The sequence below is a fragment of the Phaeobacter sp. B1627 genome, assembly GCF_006265095.1.
In the GTDB taxonomy this organism is placed as follows: domain Bacteria; phylum Pseudomonadota; class Alphaproteobacteria; order Rhodobacterales; family Rhodobacteraceae; genus Epibacterium.
The window spans coordinates 193,910-214,296 of sequence record NZ_VCNK01000004.1; the positions used below are offsets into that span (position 1 = coordinate 193,910).

At 63.8% G+C, this 20,387-nt stretch carries 19 protein-coding genes; 16 read left to right on the top strand and 3 right to left on the bottom strand.

The window, feature by feature from the left end; genetic code table 11:
* Window positions 1-107 precede the first annotated feature (107 nt).
* The 9 genes from ccoN (at window position 108) to ccoS (ending at window position 9,481) form a co-directional block, all read left to right on the top strand.
* Window positions 108-1,712: a cytochrome-c oxidase, cbb3-type subunit I gene (gene ccoN, locus FGE21_RS03185; protein ID WP_139661585.1), complete on the top strand. Its 1,605-nt coding sequence runs from the start codon at window positions 108-110 to the stop codon at window positions 1,710-1,712.
* A 14-nt stretch (window positions 1,713-1,726) separates the two neighbouring features.
* Window positions 1,727-2,455 carry a cytochrome-c oxidase, cbb3-type subunit II gene (ccoO, locus tag FGE21_RS03190; protein ID WP_139661587.1) on the top strand — a complete coding sequence of 243 codons (729 nt, stop codon included), beginning with the start codon at window positions 1,727-1,729 and terminating at the stop codon, window positions 2,453-2,455.
* A gap of 15 nt (window positions 2,456-2,470) precedes the next feature.
* A complete protein-coding gene (locus tag FGE21_RS03195) occupies window positions 2,471-2,668 on the top strand; it encodes a cbb3-type cytochrome c oxidase subunit 3 (RefSeq protein ID WP_139661588.1) in 198 nt (65 codons plus the stop codon).
* Window positions 2,669-2,679: 11 nt separating this feature from the next.
* On the top strand, window positions 2,680-3,564 hold the full coding sequence (gene ccoP / locus FGE21_RS03200; RefSeq protein ID WP_139662054.1) for a cytochrome-c oxidase, cbb3-type subunit III: 885 nt from the start codon (window positions 2,680-2,682) through the stop codon (window positions 3,562-3,564).
* 567 nt (window positions 3,565-4,131) lie between these two features.
* A complete protein-coding gene (locus FGE21_RS03210) occupies window positions 4,132-5,016 on the top strand; it encodes a LysR family transcriptional regulator (RefSeq protein ID WP_139661592.1) in 885 nt (294 codons plus the stop codon).
* Between the two features lie 148 nt (window positions 5,017-5,164).
* Window positions 5,165-6,595, top strand: coding sequence for a cytochrome c oxidase accessory protein CcoG (gene ccoG, locus FGE21_RS03215; RefSeq protein WP_139661594.1), 1,431 nt, complete (start codon window positions 5,165-5,167; stop codon window positions 6,593-6,595).
* A 3-nt stretch (window positions 6,596-6,598) separates the two neighbouring features.
* Window positions 6,599-7,081 (top strand): FixH family protein, encoded by a 483-nt coding sequence (locus FGE21_RS03220; protein ID WP_139661595.1) that lies wholly within the window; start codon window positions 6,599-6,601, stop codon window positions 7,079-7,081.
* A gap of 34 nt (window positions 7,082-7,115) precedes the next feature.
* Window positions 7,116-9,299, top strand: coding sequence for a heavy metal translocating P-type ATPase (locus FGE21_RS03225; protein ID WP_139661597.1), 2,184 nt, complete (start codon window positions 7,116-7,118; stop codon window positions 9,297-9,299).
* 23 nt (window positions 9,300-9,322) lie between these two features.
* Window positions 9,323-9,481 carry a cbb3-type cytochrome oxidase assembly protein CcoS gene (ccoS, locus tag FGE21_RS03230; RefSeq protein ID WP_139662055.1) on the top strand — a complete coding sequence of 53 codons (159 nt, stop codon included), beginning with the start codon at window positions 9,323-9,325 and terminating at the stop codon, window positions 9,479-9,481.
* Between the two features lie 283 nt (window positions 9,482-9,764).
* Here ccoS and FGE21_RS03235 read toward each other — a convergent pair whose 3' ends face one another.
* On the bottom strand, window positions 9,765-11,420 hold the full coding sequence (locus tag FGE21_RS03235) for a serine hydrolase (protein ID WP_370285444.1): 1,656 nt from the start codon (window positions 11,418-11,420) through the stop codon (window positions 9,765-9,767).
* Between the two features lie 419 nt (window positions 11,421-11,839).
* Complete coding sequence (locus FGE21_RS03240; protein WP_139661600.1) at window positions 11,840-12,553, bottom strand: HAD family hydrolase; 714 nt, start codon at window positions 12,551-12,553, stop codon at window positions 11,840-11,842.
* Between the two features lie 90 nt (window positions 12,554-12,643).
* On the opposite strand from FGE21_RS03240, the gene clpS reads away from it, so the two are divergent.
* The 5 genes from clpS to FGE21_RS03265 all read left to right on the top strand — a co-directional run bounded on the left by clpS (window position 12,644) and on the right by FGE21_RS03265 (window position 17,116).
* Window positions 12,644-12,985, top strand: a complete 342-nt coding sequence (clpS, locus tag FGE21_RS03245; protein WP_176695351.1) for an ATP-dependent Clp protease adapter ClpS — start codon at window positions 12,644-12,646, stop codon at window positions 12,983-12,985.
* Window positions 12,986-13,024: 39 nt separating this feature from the next.
* Window positions 13,025-14,011 (top strand): class I SAM-dependent methyltransferase, encoded by a 987-nt coding sequence (locus FGE21_RS03250; protein WP_139661602.1) that lies wholly within the window; start codon window positions 13,025-13,027, stop codon window positions 14,009-14,011.
* A gap of 180 nt (window positions 14,012-14,191) precedes the next feature.
* Window positions 14,192-14,995, top strand: a complete 804-nt coding sequence (locus FGE21_RS03255) for an SDR family NAD(P)-dependent oxidoreductase (RefSeq protein ID WP_139661604.1) — start codon at window positions 14,192-14,194, stop codon at window positions 14,993-14,995.
* A gap of 61 nt (window positions 14,996-15,056) precedes the next feature.
* The gene (gene hemF / locus FGE21_RS03260) at window positions 15,057-15,959 is read left to right on the top strand and encodes an oxygen-dependent coproporphyrinogen oxidase (protein WP_139661605.1); all 903 of its coding nucleotides are present in this window, start codon (window positions 15,057-15,059) and stop codon (window positions 15,957-15,959) included.
* Between the two features lie 251 nt (window positions 15,960-16,210).
* Entirely contained in the window at window positions 16,211-17,116 is a 906-nt protein-coding gene (locus FGE21_RS03265) for a GH25 family lysozyme (RefSeq protein ID WP_139661607.1), read from the top strand.
* A 259-nt stretch (window positions 17,117-17,375) separates the two neighbouring features.
* Here FGE21_RS03265 and hemC read toward each other — a convergent pair whose 3' ends face one another.
* Complete coding sequence (gene hemC, locus FGE21_RS03270) at window positions 17,376-18,332, bottom strand: hydroxymethylbilane synthase (protein ID WP_139661609.1); 957 nt, start codon at window positions 18,330-18,332, stop codon at window positions 17,376-17,378.
* A 121-nt stretch (window positions 18,333-18,453) separates the two neighbouring features.
* On the opposite strand from hemC, the gene hemE reads away from it, so the two are divergent.
* Together hemE and FGE21_RS03280 are read left to right on the top strand one after the other, a co-directional pair.
* A complete protein-coding gene (gene hemE, locus FGE21_RS03275; protein WP_139661610.1) occupies window positions 18,454-19,497 on the top strand; it encodes a uroporphyrinogen decarboxylase in 1,044 nt (347 codons plus the stop codon).
* Window positions 19,498-19,817: 320 nt separating this feature from the next.
* On the top strand, window positions 19,818-20,357 hold the full coding sequence (locus FGE21_RS03280; protein ID WP_139661612.1) for a CoxG family protein: 540 nt from the start codon (window positions 19,818-19,820) through the stop codon (window positions 20,355-20,357).
* Window positions 20,358-20,387: the final 30 nt, after the last annotated feature.

Sequence of the window (20,387 nt, forward strand, 5' to 3'; positions counted from 1 at the left end):
TCAATGTGCACAGCCGCCCCGACTGGCATCTTGGGACATGGAAAATCACGTCCGACACAGGCCCATGCGCCACAACGATTCGGATGAACCATTCAAAGGGGCATTAAATGTCTAATTATCTCAAGCTGATAGGGCTTGGCGTCTTGACGGTCTTCTTCATGATCGCGGCCGGCTACGCCAGGGATCTGGCCTACCAGACGCATGCGGTGATCCTGATGTTGGTCGCGGCCGGTCTGTTTCTCCACACGCTGCGCAACACGGATGAACCGCGGCTTCCCGTCGCGACGGGGGACTATTTCGACAGCGTGGTGAGGGCCGGGGTGATCGCCACCTCCTTTTGGGGCGTTGCGGGGTTTCTGGTCGGAACCTTCATCGCGTTTCAACTTGCCTTTCCGGTGCTGAATTTCGACTGGTCCGAAGGCTACGCCAATTTCGGCCGCCTGCGTCCCCTGCACACCTCGGCGGTGATATTTGCCTTTGGCGGCAACGCGCTGATCGCTACCTCCTTCTACGTGGTGCAGCGGACCTCGGCGGCGCGGCTCTGGGGTGGGAATCTGGCGTGGTTCGTGTTTTGGGGCTATCAGCTGTTCATCGTGCTGGCGGCCACCGGCTATCTGCTTGGCGGCACCCAATCCAAGGAATACGCCGAGCCGGAATGGTACATCGACCTCTGGCTGACCGTCGTCTGGGTCGCCTATCTCGCGGTATTCCTCGGCACCATCATCAAACGCAAGGAGCCGCATATCTATGTGGCGAACTGGTTCTACCTGGCCTTCATCGTGACCGTCGCAATGCTGCATGTGGTCAATAACCTGACCATCCCGGTGTCGATCTGGGGATCGAAATCGGTGATCATCTGGCCCGGCGTGCAGGACGCCATGGTGCAGTGGTGGTATGGCCATAATGCGGTGGGATTCTTCCTGACGGCGGGCTTCCTCGGGATGATGTACTACTTCATTCCGAAGCAGGCAGAGCGTCCGGTCTATAGCTACAAATTGTCGATCATCCACTTCTGGGCGCTGATTTTCCTCTATATCTGGGCGGGACCGCACCATTTGCACTATACCGCACTGCCGGACTGGGCCTCGACGCTGGGCATGGTGTTCTCGATCGTTTTGTGGATGCCCAGCTGGGGCGGCATGATCAACGGGCTGATGACGCTCTCGGGCGCCTGGGACAAGCTGCGCACCGACCCGGTCCTGCGGATGCTGGTGATCTCGGTCGGATTCTACGGCATGTCGACCTTTGAAGGTCCGATGATGTCGATCCGGGCGGTGAACTCGCTGTCGCATTACACCGACTGGACCATCGGCCATGTGCACTCCGGGGCGCTCGGCTGGAACGGCATGATCACCTTCGGCTGTCTCTATTATCTGACACCGGTGCTGTGGAAACGCGCAGGCCTCTACTCGCTGAGCCTTGTCAGCTGGCACTTCTGGCTCGCCACCATCGGCATCGTGCTCTACGCGGCCTCGATGTGGGTGACCGGCATCATGGAGGGCCTGATGTGGCGGGAAGTGGACGCCAATGGTTTCCTCGTGTGGTCCTTTGCGGACACCGTGGCGGCCAAGCTTCCGATGTATGTGATGCGGGGTCTGGGCGGGGTCATGTACCTCAGCGGGTCACTGATCATGTGCTACAACCTGTGGATGACCGTTCGTCGGGCGCCGGCCAAAGAGGCCAGCCTGTCCGTCGCGGTCCCGGCTGAATAAGGAGGGCCGGAGAGATGGCAATTCTCGACAAGCACAAAATCCTGGAAACCAACGCCACGCTGCTGCTGATCTGTTCGTTTCTGGTTGTCACCATCGGTGGGCTGGTGCAGATCACACCGCTGTTCTATCTGGAAAACACCATCGAGGAGGTGGAGGGCATGCGTCCCTACACCCCCCTCGAGCTGGCCGGGCGCGACATCTACATCCGCGAAGGCTGCTATGTCTGCCACAGCCAGATGATCCGCCCGATGCGCGATGAGGTGGAGCGCTACGGCCACTACTCGCTGGCGGCCGAGTCGATGTATGATCACCCGTTCCAATGGGGGTCAAAGCGGACCGGGCCGGATCTGGCCCGTGTCGGCGGGCGCTATTCCGATGAGTGGCATCTGGATCACCTGCGCGACCCGCAGGCGGTGGTGCCGGAATCGGTGATGCCGAAGTATGACTTTCTCGAACGGACCCGGCTTGACGGCGAACACATTGGCGATCTGCTGGCCACCAATGCGATCGTCGGCGTGCCCTACAGCGACGAGATGATTGCAGAGGCGCAGCGTGATTTCCGGGCTCAGGCCGATCCCGACAGCGACTATGACGGGCTGCTGGAGCGTTATGGCGAGGCTGTGAACGTGCGCAATTTTGACGGCCAGCCCTGGGTGTCGGAGATGGATGCGCTGATTGCCTATCTGCAGATGCTGGGCACGCTGGTCGATTTCTCGACCTTCACGCCAGACGCAAGCCGCTAGAGAGAGGACAGATACATGGATACCTATTCCCTGCTGCGTCAGTTCGCTGACAGTTGGATGCTGCTGTTTCTCTTTGTCTTTTTCACGGGCGTTGTGATCTGGGCCTTTCGGCCCGGATCGAGCCGGACCTATGAGGATACCGCCAATATTCCCTTCCGAAATGCCGACAAGCCCGCCACGGATCCGGCCAGCCCATCGGAGGCCCAAAAATGAGCGACCCAACTATGAATGACCGGGCCACGCCCGCCCGCTCTCAGCTTCAGGAGGGCGACCCGAACACAACCGGCCATGAATGGGATGGCATACAGGAATTCGACAACCCGCTGCCCCGCTGGTGGCTGTGGATGTTCTACGCCTGCATCGTCTGGGCGGTGGCCTATTCGATCGCCTATCCGGCCTGGCCGCTGGTCAGCCAGGCGACCTCGGGGGTGATCGGGTGGTCGTCGCGGGCCAAGGTCGCGGCCGAGATCGCGGCGGTTGAGACCGCCAATGCGCCGGTCAATGCGCAACTGGAGCAGCTGGAGCTGGCGGCGATCCCGGATCATCCGGATCTTGCAGGCTATGCGGTGTCGTCCGGCGCGGCGGTGTTTCGCACCTGGTGCGCCCAATGCCATGGTTCCGGCGCGGCGGGGGCCAAGGGCTATCCGAACCTGCTGGATGACGATTGGCTCTGGGGGGGCAGCATGGAGGAGATCCATACCACGGTGTCCTACGGAATTCGCAACGAAGAGAGTGACGATGCGCGCTATTCCGAGATGCCTGCCTTTGGCCGGGATGATTTGCTGGAAAAGGCAGAGGTCGCGCAGGTTGTGAACTACGTCATGTCGCTTTCTGGTGCACCGCAGGACGCCGGGCAGGTCGCGGCGGGCGCTGCCGTCTTTGCCGATAATTGTGCCGCCTGCCATGGCGAGGATGCATCGGGTGACATCTACCAGGGCGCGCCGAACCTGAAGGATGCGATCTGGCTCTATGGGGGCGACTATGACAGCCTCTATGAAACCGTGTGGAACGCCCGCTACGGGGTGATGCCCAATTGGAACACGCGCCTGAGCGAGGCAGAAATCCGTGCCGTGAGCGCCTATGTCCACCAATTGGGCGGCGGCGAATAATCCCGGGACCCAAACGAAAAAGAAGGCCGCTCCACGTGGGGCGGCCTTTTCAGTTTGGGGACCGGGACCTATGCAACAGGCATGCCGCAAAATCGGGGGGCGCTCCCGCCTCCGCACTGTCCTCCACCTGCGGTGAAGGCCGTTTGGAGTTGGGGGTGGCGCGGCGCGGGCCCGGAGGGCCCGCGCCGCGCCGGTCGCTTCGGGCTTTGCCCGAAGCGAAATACCTCCTTCAGTGGCAGGGTGCGTCGCGTCCGAGGGGGGACGCCGCTGTGCTGGCCGTGTCGGTCGGGAAGGTCTTTGGTTGCCGCCCGGCAATTTTGTTCCAAACCCGGCGCAGCAGGCCGGGGCCCGTCCGTGGCGCGCGCGGGGGCCGGTAGGCCTCGGGCAGCGGGCGCTGTGGCAGATCGTGGTGCAGGGTCGCGTTCAAGAAGGTCCGTGCGTAAATATCTACTAACATGAGGTCTCTCCGACATTGGCGATCCACACGTTGGATCTGTCACTATCCTTGCGACAATGCCTCATTTATGCGAGTCAGGAAGAAATCCATTCTGTAAGTGAGGCTTACATATGAGCTGGAGAGACATGCCCTCCCTCGCGGCGCTGCGGGCGTTTGCGGTGTTTGCGGAGACCGGAACCCTGCAACAGGCGGGCACGCTTTTGAATGTCAGTCACGCGGCAATCAGCCAGCAGCTGAGGGCACTGGAATCGCATATGGGCGTGGCGTTGCTGGACCGCTCAGGCCGGGCGCTGAAGCTCACAGCGGAAGGAGAACACCTGTCTCAGGCTCTGACCCTTGGCTTCGGTGCGATCCGGATGGCGGTTCAGGATCTGTCGACGCGTGGTGCGGGCCAGCCCCTCCATGTGACCTGCACGCCGATGTTTGCCACCCATTGGCTGATGCCGCGGCTGGCGGGTTTTCGGCAGGCCTGCCCGGAGGTGGATCTGGTCATCGATCCGACCGGCGAAGTGATGCCGTTGACCCCCGGCGGCATAGATGTGGCGCTGCGCTACGGTCAGGGCAACTGGCCGGGACTCGTGTCCGAAATGCTGTTGCCCTCGCCCATGGTGGTGGTGGCGGCGCCGGGGCTGCTGGACGGGCGCCAGGTCGGCCGGCCCGAGGATCTTCTGGATCTGCCCTGGCTTGAGGAGATCGGCACCAATGAGGCTTCGGTCTGGCTCCGGTCGCGCGGGGTTGAGGAGGACCTCAAGGCTGGCCGGGTGACCCTGCCCGGCAACCTGCTGATGGACGCTCTGCGGGGCGGGCAGGGGGTGGCGGTTACCGTGCGCAAATTCGTCGTGCCGGACTTGGTGGCGGGCCGACTGACCGAGCTGTTCTGCGAGGAGCAGGGGCGGGGCTATCATATCGTGCACCGGCCGGGCGTTCTGCGCTCTGGCGCGCGGCATTTCGTCAGCTGGCTGCGGCGGGAGGGGGCGACGACCGCCGGGGTGTGACCGGCGATACAGCGCGCGGCGTTCAGAGTGTAAAACGCGGGTGCGGCAAAATGCACATGTGGGATGCGTTTTTGATCCACGTCAATGTGGCGAGACCCGGCCTCTGCGAGAACACAGTCAGACCTGCCACAGGACCGGAGCGAAACCGTTGAGCGATTCGAGCCAAGCCCCCAGCCTCTATTCCGCCAGGGAGCCTATTTTCCCCCGTCGCGTTTCGGGAAAGTTCCGCACTCTGAAATGGGGGATCATGGCGGTGACGCTGGGTATTTACTACCTGCTGCCATGGATCCGCTGGGACCGTGGGCCGGAATTGCCGGATCAGGCCGTTCTGCTGGATCTCGCCGGGCGGCGTTTTTATTTCTTCTGGATCGAGATCTGGCCGCATGAATTCTATTTCGTGGCGGGTCTGCTGGTGATGGCCGGGCTTGGGTTGTTCCTTTTCACCTCGGCGCTGGGGCGGGTCTGGTGTGGCTATGCCTGTCCGCAAACGGTCTGGACCGACCTGTTCATTCTGGTGGAGCGCTGGATCGAGGGCGACAGGAATGCGCGCCTGCGGCTGCACCGGCAGAAGAAATGGGATCTGCGCAAGGTTCGGTTGCGGATCACGAAATGGATCTCCTGGCTGCTCATCGGTCTTGCCACCGGGGGGGCTTGGGTGTTCTATTTTGCCGATGCGCCGACGCTGTTGCAGGGGTTGATGACCGGCACCGCTCATCCGGCGGCCTATATCACGCTGGCGATCCTGACGTTCACCACCTTTTTCTTTGGGGGCATCGCGCGCGAGCAGATCTGTATCTATGCCTGTCCCTGGCCCCGCATCCAGGCCGCGATGATGGATGAGGACACCCTGACCGTGGGCTATCGTGACTGGCGGGGCGAGCCGCGCGGCAAACACCGCAAAGCAGCCGAGGCAGAAACCCATGGCGATTGCATCGATTGCATGGCCTGCGTCAACGTCTGCCCGATGGGCATCGACATCCGGGAGGGGCAGCAGATGGAGTGTATCACCTGCGCCCTGTGTATCGATGCCTGCGACGATATCATGGACAAGATCGGCAAGCCGCGGGGGCTGATCGACTATATGGCGCTGTCGGATGAGGCCGGGGAACGGGCGGGCAAGCCGCCGCGGCCGGTCTGGACCCATGTGCTGCGGCCGCGCACGATATTCTACACCCTGCTCTGGGGCGGGGTTGGCCTGGGGCTGGTGTTCGCCTTGTTCATCCGGGCCGATATTAACATGACCGTCGCGCCGGTGCGCAATCCAACCTATGTGACCCTGTCGGACGGCACCATCCGCAACACCTATGACGTCCGCCTGCTCAACAAACACGGCGAGGAGCGCCTGTTCGCCCTGTCGGTTGTGGGCGATCCCGCGCTTCAGGTCGCGCTGGAGGGCGAAGCGGAGGCGACCGTCACCGTGCCGGCCGATTCCACGATTTTGCAGCGGCTGTATATTACGGCCCCGGCGGACAGCGTCCCGGCCCAGGCCCAAAACAGCGCGCTGCGGATCTGGGTGCAGGACACCCGCTCGGGCGAACGCGCCTACCGCGACACCACTTTTAACGGACGGGGAAACTGATCCATGACCAGCGAGACCACAAAAGCGCCCCGCGAATTCACCGGCAGGCATATGCTGGCGATCTGTGTCGGGGCATTCGGCATCATCATCGCGGTGAATGTGACCATGGCGGTCAAGGCCGTCAGCACCTTTCCCGGGCTGGAGGTGCGCAATTCCTACGTTGCCAGCCAGGAGTTCGACATCCGGCGCGCCGCGCAAGAGGCGCTGGGCTGGTCGGTCTATGCTTCGGCCGAGGGGGATATCGTGCGCCTGGAGATCTCCGACCGCACGGGCGCGCCGGTGGAGGTCGCATCGCTGTCGGCAACCCTGGGGCGGGCCACCCATGTTCAGGACGACCAGCGGCCCGATTTCATCTTTGACGGCGCAGGCTATGTTGCGCCTGCAGACTTGGCGCCGGGCAACTGGAATATCCGGATGGTCGCGCAGGCCGACGATGGCACCGAGTTTCGCCAACGTGTGATCCTGCATGTGAAACGACCGAAATGACGGGTGTGGCTGCCAACATGAGGCGGCGGGTGCCATGACCGCTGCTCTGCACCCGCATACCGCTGTCTGTCCCGGCTGCAGCGCCGGCCCCTCCGCCGTGACCGAGATCGCCCCGACCGAGGCACGGTTGGCGATCTCCCTGCCGACCATCCACTGTCAGGCCTGTATTTCCACCGTCGAACGCGGACTTGGCGCGGTGCCGGGGGTGCGCGCGGCGCGGGTGAACCTGACGCAGAAACGGGTCCTTGTAGAGGCCGATCCCGACATCCGCGCGGCAGAGCTGGTCTCGGTCTGCGAGGGGTTGGGCTTTGAGGCCCATGAGCTGGACCTCGCGGCCCTTGCTGCAACCGAAACCGACCGGGCGGGGCGCGAGCTGCTCTTGCGGCTGGCGGTTGCGGGCTTTGCCTCGATGAATGTGATGCTGCTCTCGGTCTCGGTCTGGTCTGGTGCGACGGATGCCACGCGGGACATGTTCCACTGGATTTCGGCGGCGATCAGCTTTCCGGCGATCCTATATGCGGGGCAGCCGTTCTTTCGCAGTGCTTGGGGTGCGGTGCGGGCGCGGCGTCTGAATATGGATGTGCCGATCGTGCTGGCGCTGGTATTGGCGTTGGTGACCTCCCTGTGGGAGACCTCCCTGTCGGGCGAACACGCCTATTTCGACGCGGCGCTCACGTTGACCTTCTTCCTGCTGGCGGGGCGCTATCTGGATCACCGGACCCGCGCGGCGGCCCGCTCCGCTGCAGAGGAGCTGGCGGCGCTGGAGGTGCCCCGGGCCTGGCGGCTGGATGCGCAGGGACAGGAGGCAGAGGTCCCGGTTGCGGATCTCTGTGTGGGGGATCTGATCCGGGTGCGCCCCGGGGGGCGTATGCCGGTCGATGGGGAAATCGTGACCGGGCGGTCGGAACTGGACCGTTCGCTGCTGACCGGAGAGACCCTGCCGGTTCTGGCTGAACCCGGTGACCAGGTGTCTGCGGGCGAGGTCAATCTGACCGGGCCTCTCACCCTGCGGGCCTCTGCCGTCGGGCGGGAGACGTCGCTGCACCGGATGGCGGATCTGGTGGCCATCGCCGAGTCCGGCCGGTCGCGCTATACATCGCTCGCCGACAGCGCCGCAAAGCTCTATGCGCCGGGGGTGCATATCCTCTCTGCTCTGGCCTTTGCGGGGTGGTATCTGTTCACATTCGACGCGCGGGTCGCGCTGAATATCGCGGCGGCGGTCCTGATCATCACCTGCCCCTGTGCGTTGGGGCTGGCGGTGCCTGCGGTCACGACGGCGGCCTCGGGGCGGTTGTTTCGCGCGGGTTTGCTGGTCAAACATGCCACCGCGCTGGAGCGTCTGGCCGAGGTGGACACGGTGGTCTTCGACAAGACCGGCACGCTGACGGCAGGCACGCCCGAGGTGGTGAACGTCGGCGATCTCACGCCCGCCCAGCAGGCGATCGCCCTGGCGCTGGCAGAGGGCTCGGCGCATCCCCTGTCCCGGTCGCTGACCCGTGCCATCCGCGCCACCGGTGTTGCACCTGCAGCGCTCGGAGAGCTGCGTGAAATCCCCGGCTACGGAACCGAAGCCTCCATGGATGGGCGCAGGCTGCGCCTCGGCCGGGCCGCTTGGGCGGGCGGCGATGGCGATCTGGCCGAGACCGCAACCTGGCTCGATTGCGGGGAGGGGGCCGCCGTGGCGATCCGCTTTGCCGATGCCCTGCGTCCGGGTGCGGAACAGGCCATCCGGGACCTGCGCGGCGCCGGCAAGACGGTGCTGCTGATCTCTGGCGACACCCCGGCGGCGGTTGCCGATCTGGCGGCGCGGCTGCAGATCACACAGTGGGTTGCCGAGGCCCTGCCCGAGCAAAAGGCCGATCGGGTGGCGGCTCTGACCCTTGCGGGCCACAAAGTGCTGATGGTCGGTGACGGGCTCAACGATACGGCGGCGCTTGCGGGCGCGCATGTGTCGATTTCGCCGGCATCCGCGCTGGATGCGGCGCGTGTGGCGTCTGATATCGTGCTGCTTGGACAGGATCTGTCCCCCATCGCCGACGCCTGCCGCGTGGCGGAGCGCGCCACCCGCCGCATCCGCGAGAACTTTCGTATTGCTACGGTATATAATATCGTCGCGGTGCCATTGGCGGTCGCGGGGCTGGCGACGCCGTTGATTGCAGCCCTGGCCATGTCGGCCTCATCTATCACGGTCTCGCTCAACGCGCTGCGGCTGCGCTGAGCGGGGGCACAAAGGATCACATGATGACCGTATTGTCCTATCTCATCCCGATTTCGCTGATCCTGGGTGGGGCCGGGTTGATCGGGTTCATATATACCGTGCGCACCGATCAGTATGACGACCCCGAGGGCGATGCGCGGCGTATCCTGAGTGATGAGTGGGACGACCATCCCAAACCCTGAACATGGGGCGCGCTGACACCCGGGTTGAGGCCGCCCGGGGCTGAGGCCGCCTGTCACGGGCGGCCAGCCGTCGTCCTTGCCGGTCTGATGCCACTGTCGTTTGTGGGGCGCACTCCGCCTGCCCCGCGGGCGACCGCGCCGCGTCAGCGGCGCCGGGCCCAACGGGAGGGGCTGCATATACTATGCGGCCTCAACCGGCGGGAGCCTCCCCCCTTGCCGGTCGCAAACGGATCAGGACAGGAGATCAGGACCGAAGATCAGGACAGGAGATCAGGACAGGAGATCAGGACGGGGGGCCGAGGGTCTCGCAGGTGACATTGCGCGATTTCAAGCGGCTGCAGGCCCGTTCCGCCCCCTCGCGTGTCATCCCGAGGAAATTGGCATCAAAACCGCGCGGGCTCTGCACCACCTTGCGGAGGCTTCCGTCCAGCGTTTCCATTTCTGATAGTGCCGTCCGCAACAGGATCTTTTCGGCCTGGAACCGCGTCGTGTAGCGGCCCACGTTGACGCCCCAATAGCGGCCACCAGAGGTGGAGATGCGGGTCACAACGACCGGTTCTTCGGCCAGCGAGGCGGTCCGGGTTTCAAAAGATGCGGGCCGGGCCTGGGGGCGGGGTCCGGTGTACCGGCGTTGGGTGGGTGTGGCCGGCGCGGTGACGGATTTGGCGACAGCGGTGCGGATCTCGGCTTTCAGCCTGCTGGCGGGGTCCTCTGCGGGCGCCGCGCCTGCCGATTCGGCGTCGGTCCGGGCTGTGATGTCCGGACGCGACCGGGGCTGCGGCACGGAAACTTCAGAGACCTCGGTGACTTCGAGGATGGCACTGTTGATGCCTGATTGCAGCGCGTCGGTGTCCAGAGAGGCCAGTTGGACCTCGGTTTCGGCCTCGTCCACCCGGGCCGTCTCCACCTCTGTCGTTGCCGCATCGGGAACCGATGCTGCGGCCACCAGAACGGCGGGATCGATGTCCGGTGCGGGCGCGATCACGGGGCGGCTGCGGGGGCGCGGGGTTGCGGACACCACACCGCTGACGCGGATGGTCCGGCCTGCGACGCCGTTGCTGTCTCCCTCGGCGACTTGCAGCCCACCATTGCCGAGATAGGGGGGCAGGCTCGGTTTTTGCAGCTTCGCATAGGACGGCGCGCGGCGGAAACCGAGGTCCAGAAGCTCTGCGATCTTGGCATTGCGCGAGGGCGTGGACTTGCCGCCAAAGACGGTTGCAATGATCCGCTCGTCGCCCCGTTTGGCCGAGGAGACAAGGTTGAAACCGGCGGCGCGGGTGTAGCCTGTCTTGATCCCGTCCGCCCCTTTGTAGGCGGCCAGCAAACGCCGGTTGGTGTTGTACACCACCTTCATGCCCGCGTCGGTCGAGGTGCGGGAGAAGAGGTTATAATATTCCGGATAGTCATAGAGGATATGCCGCCCCAGCAGCGTCATGTCCCGCGCGGTCGACAAATGCCCTTCGGCGGTCAGGCCATTTGCGTTCTTGAAGGTGGTCCGGGTCATTCCCAACGCTTTGGCCGTGCGGTTCATCCGGCGGGCGAATGCCGCTTCCGACCCCGAGATCGCTTCACCGATGGCGGTGGCGGCGTCATTGGCGGATTTCACTGCAGCGGCGCGAATCAGATAGCGCAGGGCAATGGTCTGACCGGCGCGCAACCCCAGTTCGGAGGGCGGCTCGGCCTCGGCGTTGCGCGAAATCTTGACCTTGGTGTCAAGGGTGATTTCACCGTTCCGGACCGCCTCGAAGGCAATGTAGAGGGTCATCATCTTGGTGAGCGACGCGGGATGCAGCCGGGTATCGGCGTTGCTGGCATGCAGCACCTTGCCGGTGCGCGCATCCATCACCATGGCGGCATATGGCGCGGCCCGAAGGGCGCCGGCCTGCCCGGCCGAGAGGCCTGCGGCGAGGGTCAGAACCTGACCTGCGCGCAGACACATACGTGCCAGCCTGCCAAAAATGCCACAATTCTTATTACCGCCGAAGCCCGCCCGAAAGGACGAGGGACGACCGTCATCGACCTGAGAAAATACTGCCATGTCTGCCTCGTGTCGCCGGTTTTCCGACTGACGTTTTGTCTGCTGACGGCAGGGTAACATAGCCCGTATGGCGAATAAACCGGTTGTGATGGAACAACTTGCGGGCGTGCGGTGTTAACGTCCCGGCGCTTTCGACATGTAGTGTCAGGTCGCCGCGATCCCCTCTACATGCTGCGGTTGGGCGTCGTCCGGAGACGCCAATTTTTCTTGCACGATGGCCCGGGTCTCTGGCGGCGGGGCCGACAATGGCCCGAATTTCTGCGGCCTTCATGACACAGGAGTGAACAAAGGGTTAACATAGCCGCCAGTCGCGGCGGATCTCAGCCGATGCGCTCAACCAGTTCGGCCAGCCCGCTGAGGTCGTCGATCTCATGATAGCGGGGGCTGTGCTGCGGTGGTTCTGCGTGTTCGACCTCCCATATCATGCCATGCGGGACATAGACCCCGTGGCCACCGGCCTCGACCACCGGCACCACATCCGATCGCATCGAATTGCCCGCCATCAAGGACCGTTCGGCACCTGCGCCATGGCGGTTGAAGATATCAAGATAGACCTGCGGCGTCTTTTCCGAGACCACCTCTACCGCATCAAACAGGTCGCCGAGGCCCGATTGTGCCAGCTTGCGCTCCTGATCGAGCAGGTCGCCCTTGGTGATCAGCACCACGGTATACTCTGACGCCACCGCTTCGACCGCGGCTCGGGCATGGGGCAGCAATTCGATGGGAAAGGACAACATCATCTGCCCCGCTTCAAGCAGCTCCTGGATGACAGAGGCGGGGACCCGCCCTTCGGTGACCTCAATCGCGGTCTCGATCATCGACAGGGTGAAGCCCTTCACCCCGTAGCCATAGGCGCCGAGGTTGCGTTTTTCCGCGTCCAGCAGCTTGCGATCCAGCGCGTCGGGCCCGATGTGGTCGGGGGTATGGTCCATCAGCAGTTCGGCGAACCGGTCCTGGGTCACCCGAAAGAACCGTTCGTTGTGCCAAAGCGTATCATCGGCATCAAAACCGATGGTTGTCAGAATGCGTGACATTTTCCTGCGCTCACTCTCTTTTCCTCAGGCGGTCTTCCCCTATATAAGCCGGTGAGAAATGCATATGCACGACTGGACCATTAAACTCCCATGCTGAAGCACCCCGTGATGATGTCGGACAACTCGGATGACGAGAGCGATCTTGGTCTGCTGACCAAAACCCGCTCGCGGACGCAACGGCCACCGCGGTACAAGGTGATGTTGCTGAACGATGACTACACGCCGATGGAGTTCGTGGTGATCGTATTGGAGCGGTTCTTTGGGCTGACCCATGCGCAAGCCTTTGAAATCATGCTCACAGTGCATAAAAAGGGTCTCGCCGTTGTGGGTGTGTTCAGCCATGAGGTTGCCGAGACCAAAGTCGCCCAGGTGATGGATTACGCCCGTCGCCACCAGCATCCGCTGCAGTGCACCATGGAAAAAGACGACTGATCGCGCCTGCGGATCAGCCCCTCTGAAAGGTCCCGTCAGATGTCCCAACGCCTGAGCCTTGCGGTTCAATCGGGCGATTTCGCCATTCCCGAAACCGGGCGAATCGCAGTGTTTTTCCCGCGCGAGGGGCATGATCTCTCGGCTTTGCCCCTCGGGCAGGTGGAGATTATCCAGCCGATGAAACCCGATCACGATGTCTGGGCCGCGCGCGGCTATTCCTGTGTGCCAGAGGCCGGGACCGGAGCGCGTTTTGAGGCGTCGGTCGTCTTCATTCCGCGCGCCAAGCGCCTTGCCCGGCATCTGCTGGCGCAGGCCGTGGCCATCACCGACGGGCCCGTGCTGGTCGATGGTGCCAAGACGGATGGCATCGATTCGCTGTTGAAGGAGCTGAAGGCGCGCACGGTGCCGACGGCCGCGGTGTCCAAGGCGCATGGCAAGGCGTTTTGCATCGACGGCGGTCTGGACCTGTCGGACTGGCTGGCGGAGCCGCAATCGGTCGCGGCGGAGTTCGTGACCGCGCCAGGAGTGTTTTCTGCCGATGGCATCGATCCCGCGTCAGAGCAGCTTGCCGCGAGCCTGCCTGCAAAGCTGGGCAGCACGGTTGCGGATCTCGGGGCCGGTTGGGGCTATCTGTCGGCGCAGATCCTGACCCGCGCCGGGGTGAGCGAACTGCATCTGGTCGAAGCGGATCACGATGCGCTGACATGCGCGCAACGCAATGTCGGTGACCCGCGCGCCGAATTCCATTGGGCGGACGCGCGCAGCTGGGGCAGCAAGGCGAGCCTTGATACGGTGGTGATGAACCCACCGTTTCACAGCGGCCGGGCGGCAGAGCCTGCGCTGGGACAGGCGTTTATCGCCAATGCGGCCCGGCTGTTGAAACCGTCGGGACAGCTTTGGATGGTGGCCAACCGGCACCTGCCCTACGAGACGTCGCTGGCAGAGGCCTTTGTCGCCGTGGAGGAGGCGGGCGGGGACAACCGCTTTAAAATTCTACATGCGAGCCGCCCTCGCCGGGGCCGTTGACACCCAAAGCCCGAAATCTCTGTTCAATTCCCTGCCGCTTCCGGCTATCGTCGCCGGGAACTGGACTGGGAGACTGGATTGGGGACTGGGCTGGGGAACTGGCGCGATCCGGGCCATGGTCTGGGTCATTGTCCAATCTGAGGACAGGCCGACTGTCGTGATGCAATCAAGGATCTTCTCATGAGCTTTTCCATCTCCGGCAAGACGGCCATTGTGACCGGGGCCTCCAACGGTATTGGCCTGGCCATCGGTCGCCGGTTCGCCAAACAGGGTGCTCAGGTCATGTTCGTGGATCAGGATGAGTCGGCCCTGTTGCAGGAGCTTGGCAATGATGTGGAGGACAGCAATATCCGCCATTTCGCCGGCGATCTGCGCGAACGTCTGACGATTGCCAACCTGCTGTCCGCAACCATCGATGCCTTTGACCGGATCGATATTCTGGTGAACGGGGCGCGCAAGGTGGTGCCCAGCGATCCGATCAACCCGGACGACGAAAGCGTGGAGTTTCTGCTGCGTCAGAACCTGATGTCCACATTGCGCCTGTCGCAGCATGTGGCAAAGCGGATGATCCGGCAGGGCGAGGAGCGCGGCGACGAGAACTCCAACGGGGCCATCATCAACCTGTCGTCGATCGCGGCGCGTCGCACTCACCCAGACCTGATGGCCTATTCGGTGGCTTCGGCGGCGCTCGACCAGATGACGCGGTCCCTCGCGGTGTCGCTGGCGCCGCATCGCATCCGGGTGAACTCCATCGCATTTGGCTCCGTGATGAGTGCGTCGATGCAGGCGACGCTGAAGGACAACCGCTCCATGCGGGAGGATATTGAGGCCCATACACCGCTGAACCGGATTGCGCCGCCGACCGAGCTGACCGAAACGGCACAGTATCTGGCCTCCGATGCGTCTGGGTTCATGACCGGCCAGGTGCTGACGCTGGACGGCGGCCGGACCCTGCTTGATCCCGTCGCGGCACCGGTGCATTGATGCACGCCACGGACGGTGGTTTGACCCGGCAGTCCGCACAGGAGCACGACAGGAGCCTGCGATGAGCGAACAGACCGAGGATATGCAAGAGGAAAAGGCACGCGCCGCCGCCTGGTTCCGAAGCCTTCGCGATCAGATTGTCGCCGCCTTTGAGGGGCTGGAGGACAGTCATGCGGAGGGCCCCTTTGCCGAAATGGACGCCGGGCGTTTCGAGGTGTCCGAAACCCGCCGGTCGTCCGAGGATGGCTCGGACGCGGGCGGCGGGCTGATGAGCGTGATGCGCGATGGCCGCGTGTTCGAGAAAGTCGGCGTCAACATATCCGAAGTCTACGGTCAGTTGGGAGAGCGTGCGCAAGCGGCCATGGCGGCGCGCAAGGGCTTTCCGGGCATGTCCGGGGACCCGCGGTTCTGGGCGTCGGGGATTTCCCTGGTTGCCCATATGCGCAACCCGCATGTGCCTGCGGTCCATATGAACACGCGGATGTTCTGGACCCCGCATGGCTGGTGGTTTGGTGGTGGTTCCGATCTCAATCCCTGCATCGAATATGCCGAGGACACCGCCCATTTTCACCAGGTGCAGAAGGATCATCTGGACCCACATGGGGGGGATCTCTATCCACGGCTGAAGGCCTGGGCGGACGAGTATTTCTATATCCCCCACCGGGGTCGCGCCCGGGGTGTGGGCGGCATTTTTCTGGATGACCACAACAGCGGCGACTGGGCGCAGGATTTTGCTTTGATCCAGGACATCGGCCGGGCGTTCCTGCCCGCGTTCGTGCCATTGGTCGAAACCCGGCGCAGGCAGAGCTGTGGCCCTGCGGACAGGGATGCGCAGCTGATCCACCGTGGCCTCTATGCAGAGTATAATCTGGTCTATGATCGCGGGACCAAGTTTGGCCTGGAAACAGGGCACGATGCCAATGCAGTCCTGATGAGCCTGCCGCCTCTGGCAAAATGGGTGTGAGGGCCGGGATGGATGTGATGCGGGGCCGAGTGGTGCAGGGCGGAGTGCTGCCCGGGTGAGTGCGATGCCGGGCGGAGTTTGATGCCGCGCTGAGTGTGATGCGGGGCAGTGTGATGCGGGGCTGTGTGACGGGGTGCAACGGCATGCTCCTGCCGATCCTGGGCGGGGCAGGGGGGCGCTGCTGCTTTGCCTGTTGATGGATCGCTGGCTCTCGGGCTCTATAGGGCAGAGCGGTCCGGGGCGGAGATGAGATGACAACAGGTCGTGTTTTCAAAAGAGCGGCATTGGCTCTTGGGGCGGCGGCGCTGGCCGTTCTGGCGGCCTGCAGCAGTAAAACACGCGCGCCAGTGCCGCCGCCGCCACTGGACGCCCCGACGCAGCGGGCGATCGATCCGGCCTTTGCGCGGGCCTATGAAGCGCTCTCCACCTATCCGCGATTCGGCGACAATGACCCGCATGGGTGGGAGGGGACGACGCCTTGGGTCTATCCGATCCACGGCATCGACGTCGCGCGCTATCAGGGGCGTATCGACTGGCCGCAGGTCCGCGCCTCCGGGGTGTCCTTTGCGTGGATCAAAGCGACCGAGGGCGGTGATTTCATCGATCCGGAGTTCCGCGCGAACTGGCGCGCGGCGCGGCGGGCGGGGCTGCGGCGCGGGGCGTATCATTTCTACTATTTCTGTCGCACACCAGAAGATCAGGCGCGGTGGTATATCCGCAATGTCCCCCGCGAGGCGGGCACCCTGCCGCCGGTTTTGGACATTGAGTGGAATCACGCGTCCCCCAGTTGCAAGCGCCGCCCCTCTGGCGCTCAGGCCCGCCGCGAGGCGGAGCGGTTCCTGAAGCTGATCACCGCGCATTACGGCCGCCGACCGGTTCTTTACACGACGGTGGATTTTTACCGCGACACTGGCATCGGGCAGCTGAAGGGCGTCGATTTCTGGCTGCGATCCGTGGCCGGACACCCGGAGCAGGTCTATCCCGGCGCGCATTGGAAGTTTTGGCAATACACCGGCACGGGATCGGTGCCGGGCGTCGAGGGGGATGTGGACCTGAACGCATTCGCGGGCACTGCGGAAAACTGGCTGCAGTGGCTGGGCTATCGCAAATATCTGCCGGGCGAGTCTGCGCCGCCTGAAACGCAAACCACGAACTGACGTCTGTAGCAGATCCACTGGCCTGAGTTTTTCAAGGCACGGAGCTTTGAGAGGGGCAGGGGAGAGGGATTGCGCTCCGCTGGGCGGATCGCCCAGCGGCAGGCCGCGGCCTTCGGCGCGGCCTGCCCGGCCCAACGCTTTTGGGGGAGCCTATGGCTCAGCCCGAAAGGGGCGGGAGGGCTTGCTCTGTCAGGTGCAATGATCCGCCTTCAGTCCCCTCTCACATTTTTCTCAACGGGGGATGCGCGGGCTTCGGACCTCAGACTGTGAAGAACCCTTTGCCCGCCCGCGCCCGCAGGTCTTCGCCCATGTGGCGACCGAGTTCGGCGCCCTCCTCGACCGGGCAGCTCTGGCGAGCAGACAGTTTTTCGGAGCCGTCGGGGCGCAGGATTTCACCACGCAGATGGAGTGTGCCCCCCGACAGCTCTGCCAGGGCGGCGATCGGAGTTTCGCAGGATCCGTCCAAGGCGGCCAGAAACGCGCGCTCGGCAGCAAGGCGCAGGCCGGTTTGTGCGTGGTGGATCGCTTCGAGCAGGGTGGCCACGACCGGATCGTCGCTGCGGCGCTCGATGCCGATGGCGCCCTGTGCGACCGCGGGCAGCATGTCATCGGCCTCGATCGGGATTGCGGGGACCTCCTCGGCCATATTCAGTCGGCGCAGGCCCGCCATCGCCAGGAAGGTCGCCGTGGCCACACCGTCGCGCAGCTTTTGTAGCCGGGTCTGCACGTTGCCCCGGAACTCCACCACCTGCAGGTCGGGGCGTGCGTTCAGAAGCTGTGCCCGGCGGCGCAGGGACGAGGTGCCGATAATCGCCCCCTCTGCCAGATCTCCAATGGAGCGATGCGCGGGCGCAACAAAGGCGTCACGCACATCCTCGCGCGGGAGGTAGCAGTCGAGCACCAGCCCATCCGGCTGCACGGTCGGCATGTCCTTCATCGAATGCACGGCGATGTCGATACCACCAGAGCTCAGCGCCTCTTCGATTTCTTTGGTGAACAGGCCTTTGTTGCCGATCTCCTTCAGCGGGCGGTCGGCCTCAATCATCGCGCGGTTGTCACCGGTGGTCTTGATCACCACGATGTCAAAGGCCGTGGGGTCCAGATCGAAGGCCTGCGCCAGCCTGTCTCGGGTCTCGTAGGCCTGAGCCAGGGCCAGTGGCGAACCACGGGTGCCGATTTTGAGGGGTGAAGCGGGAGAGGGCAGGGTCAGGGTCATGAGGCAGAGGCTTAATCGCGACATTATGCCGTGGCAAGCACTAGGGTGCCTGCGGGGGCAAGCCTTGACAATTTGCCGCTGAGGCTAGACCTCAGGGGGAACGAAACAAAAGGGGCAGAGCATGGGCCAACAGAAGACGATCCTGCGGGCGCTGGCGGGCGAAACGCTGGATGTGCCACCGATCTGGATGATGCGTCAGGCGGGGCGATACCTGCCGGAGTACCGTGCCACACGGGCAGAGGCGGGTGATTTCCTGAGCCTGTGCTACAATCCGGAGCTGGCCGCCGAAGTGACGTTGCAGCCGATCCGGCGCTTTGGCTTTGATGCCGCGATCCTGTTTGCGGATATCCTGCTTGTCCCCCAGGCGCTGGGGGCGGATCTGTGGTTCGTCACCGGCGAAGGTCCGCGCCTGTCGACGATCACGGGGGATGCGGATTTTGCCCGGCTGAAACCGGTCAGCGACATCCACGAAACGCTCAACCCGATCTATGAAACCCTGCGTATCCTGTCCGGGGCGCTGCCACGCGAGACGACGCTGATCGGATTTGCCGGGGCACCCTGGACCGTCGCGACCTATATGATCGCGGGACGGGGCACTCCGGATCAGGCCCCGGCGCATGCGCTGATGACGCAGAATACTGCGGTATTTGAGGCGCTGCTGGCCCGGATTACAGAGGCGACCATCGAATATCTGTGCGCCCAGATCGAGGCCGGTGCCGAAGTGGTCAAGATCTTCGACAGCTGGGCGGGGTCCCTGAAAGGCGCGGCATTCGACAAATATGCGCTGGCGCCTGCGCGCGAGATTACGGCGGCGCTGAAGGCCCGGCATCCCGGCATCCCGGTCATCGGTTTCCCGCGGGAGGCAGGCGAGAAATATATCGGCTTTCATCAGGCCACCGGCGTCGATTGCGTGGCGCTGGACAATTCCGTGGATCCGGAATGGGCGGCGGCAAATGTGCAAATTGACGGCTGCGTTCAGGGCAACCTTGCCTCTCGGCATATGGTGACCGGGGGGGAGGCGCTTGTGTCGGATACGCGCCGCATCGTGAAAGCCTTCTCCGGGGGGCCGCATATATTCAACCTGGGTCACGGGATCACGCCGGATGGCGATCCGGACAATGTCCAATTGATGATCGATACCGTGCGTGAGGGCGCATCGGCGTAATCCAGCGGAGCGAGGGCCGATGGCCCTCGCACAGTTTTGTAGGGGGGCTGGTGTGTGGGGCGCGCGCCCGGTAAAAGCTGGCCTTCGGTTTTGCGAAGCTCTGTGAAGCAGCTCAGGAGCCCGGCCGGTTGAGGCTGTCGGAACCGGGCGGGCGGTGGTGCGTTGGTCCGGGCCTGACATTGCCTGCATCCGGGGGCAGGCCACGGTCTCGCCCCGGGATGTGACGCGAGCTTCGCAGCGACCGTTGGCAGCGACCGTTGGCAGCGCCGCGTGGAACCGCTAGATCTGGGACACAGCAACGCAGGAGAGGGAGAGACACCATGCAGATGAGTGACCAGAAGGAAATCGCGGCTGATCCCGCAACCGTTTATGCGGCCCTTCTGAACCCGGAGGTGCTGAAAGCCTGTGTGCCGGGCGCGCAGGAGGTTTCGGGATCGCCGGAAGAGGGCTTTGAGGCGAAAGTGACGCAGAAGGTCGGCCCGGTCAAAGCGACGTTTACCGGCAAGGTCACCCTGTCTGATCTGATCGAAAACCAGAAACTGACCATCTCGGGCGAAGGCAAGGGCGGGGCTGCGGGTTTTGCCAAAGGCAGCGCCGTGGTGACCTTGACGCCGAGCGGGACCGGCACGGTTCTGGGCTATGACGTCGATGCCAAGGTCGGTGGCAAGCTGGCGCAGCTGGGCAGCCGCATCATCGACGGGTTTGCCAAGAAAATGGCAGATCAGTTCTTTACCAACCTGCAGGAGACCCTGGGGGGCGGAGCAGAAGAGACCGGATCAGACGACGCCGTGGCCGCCGAGGGCGATGCCGGAGCGGGCGAGAAGAAAAGCTGGTTGAAAAAGATCACCGGCGGCGCCTGAAGGGCGCATTCTTGCGAAATGCAAGGCTGC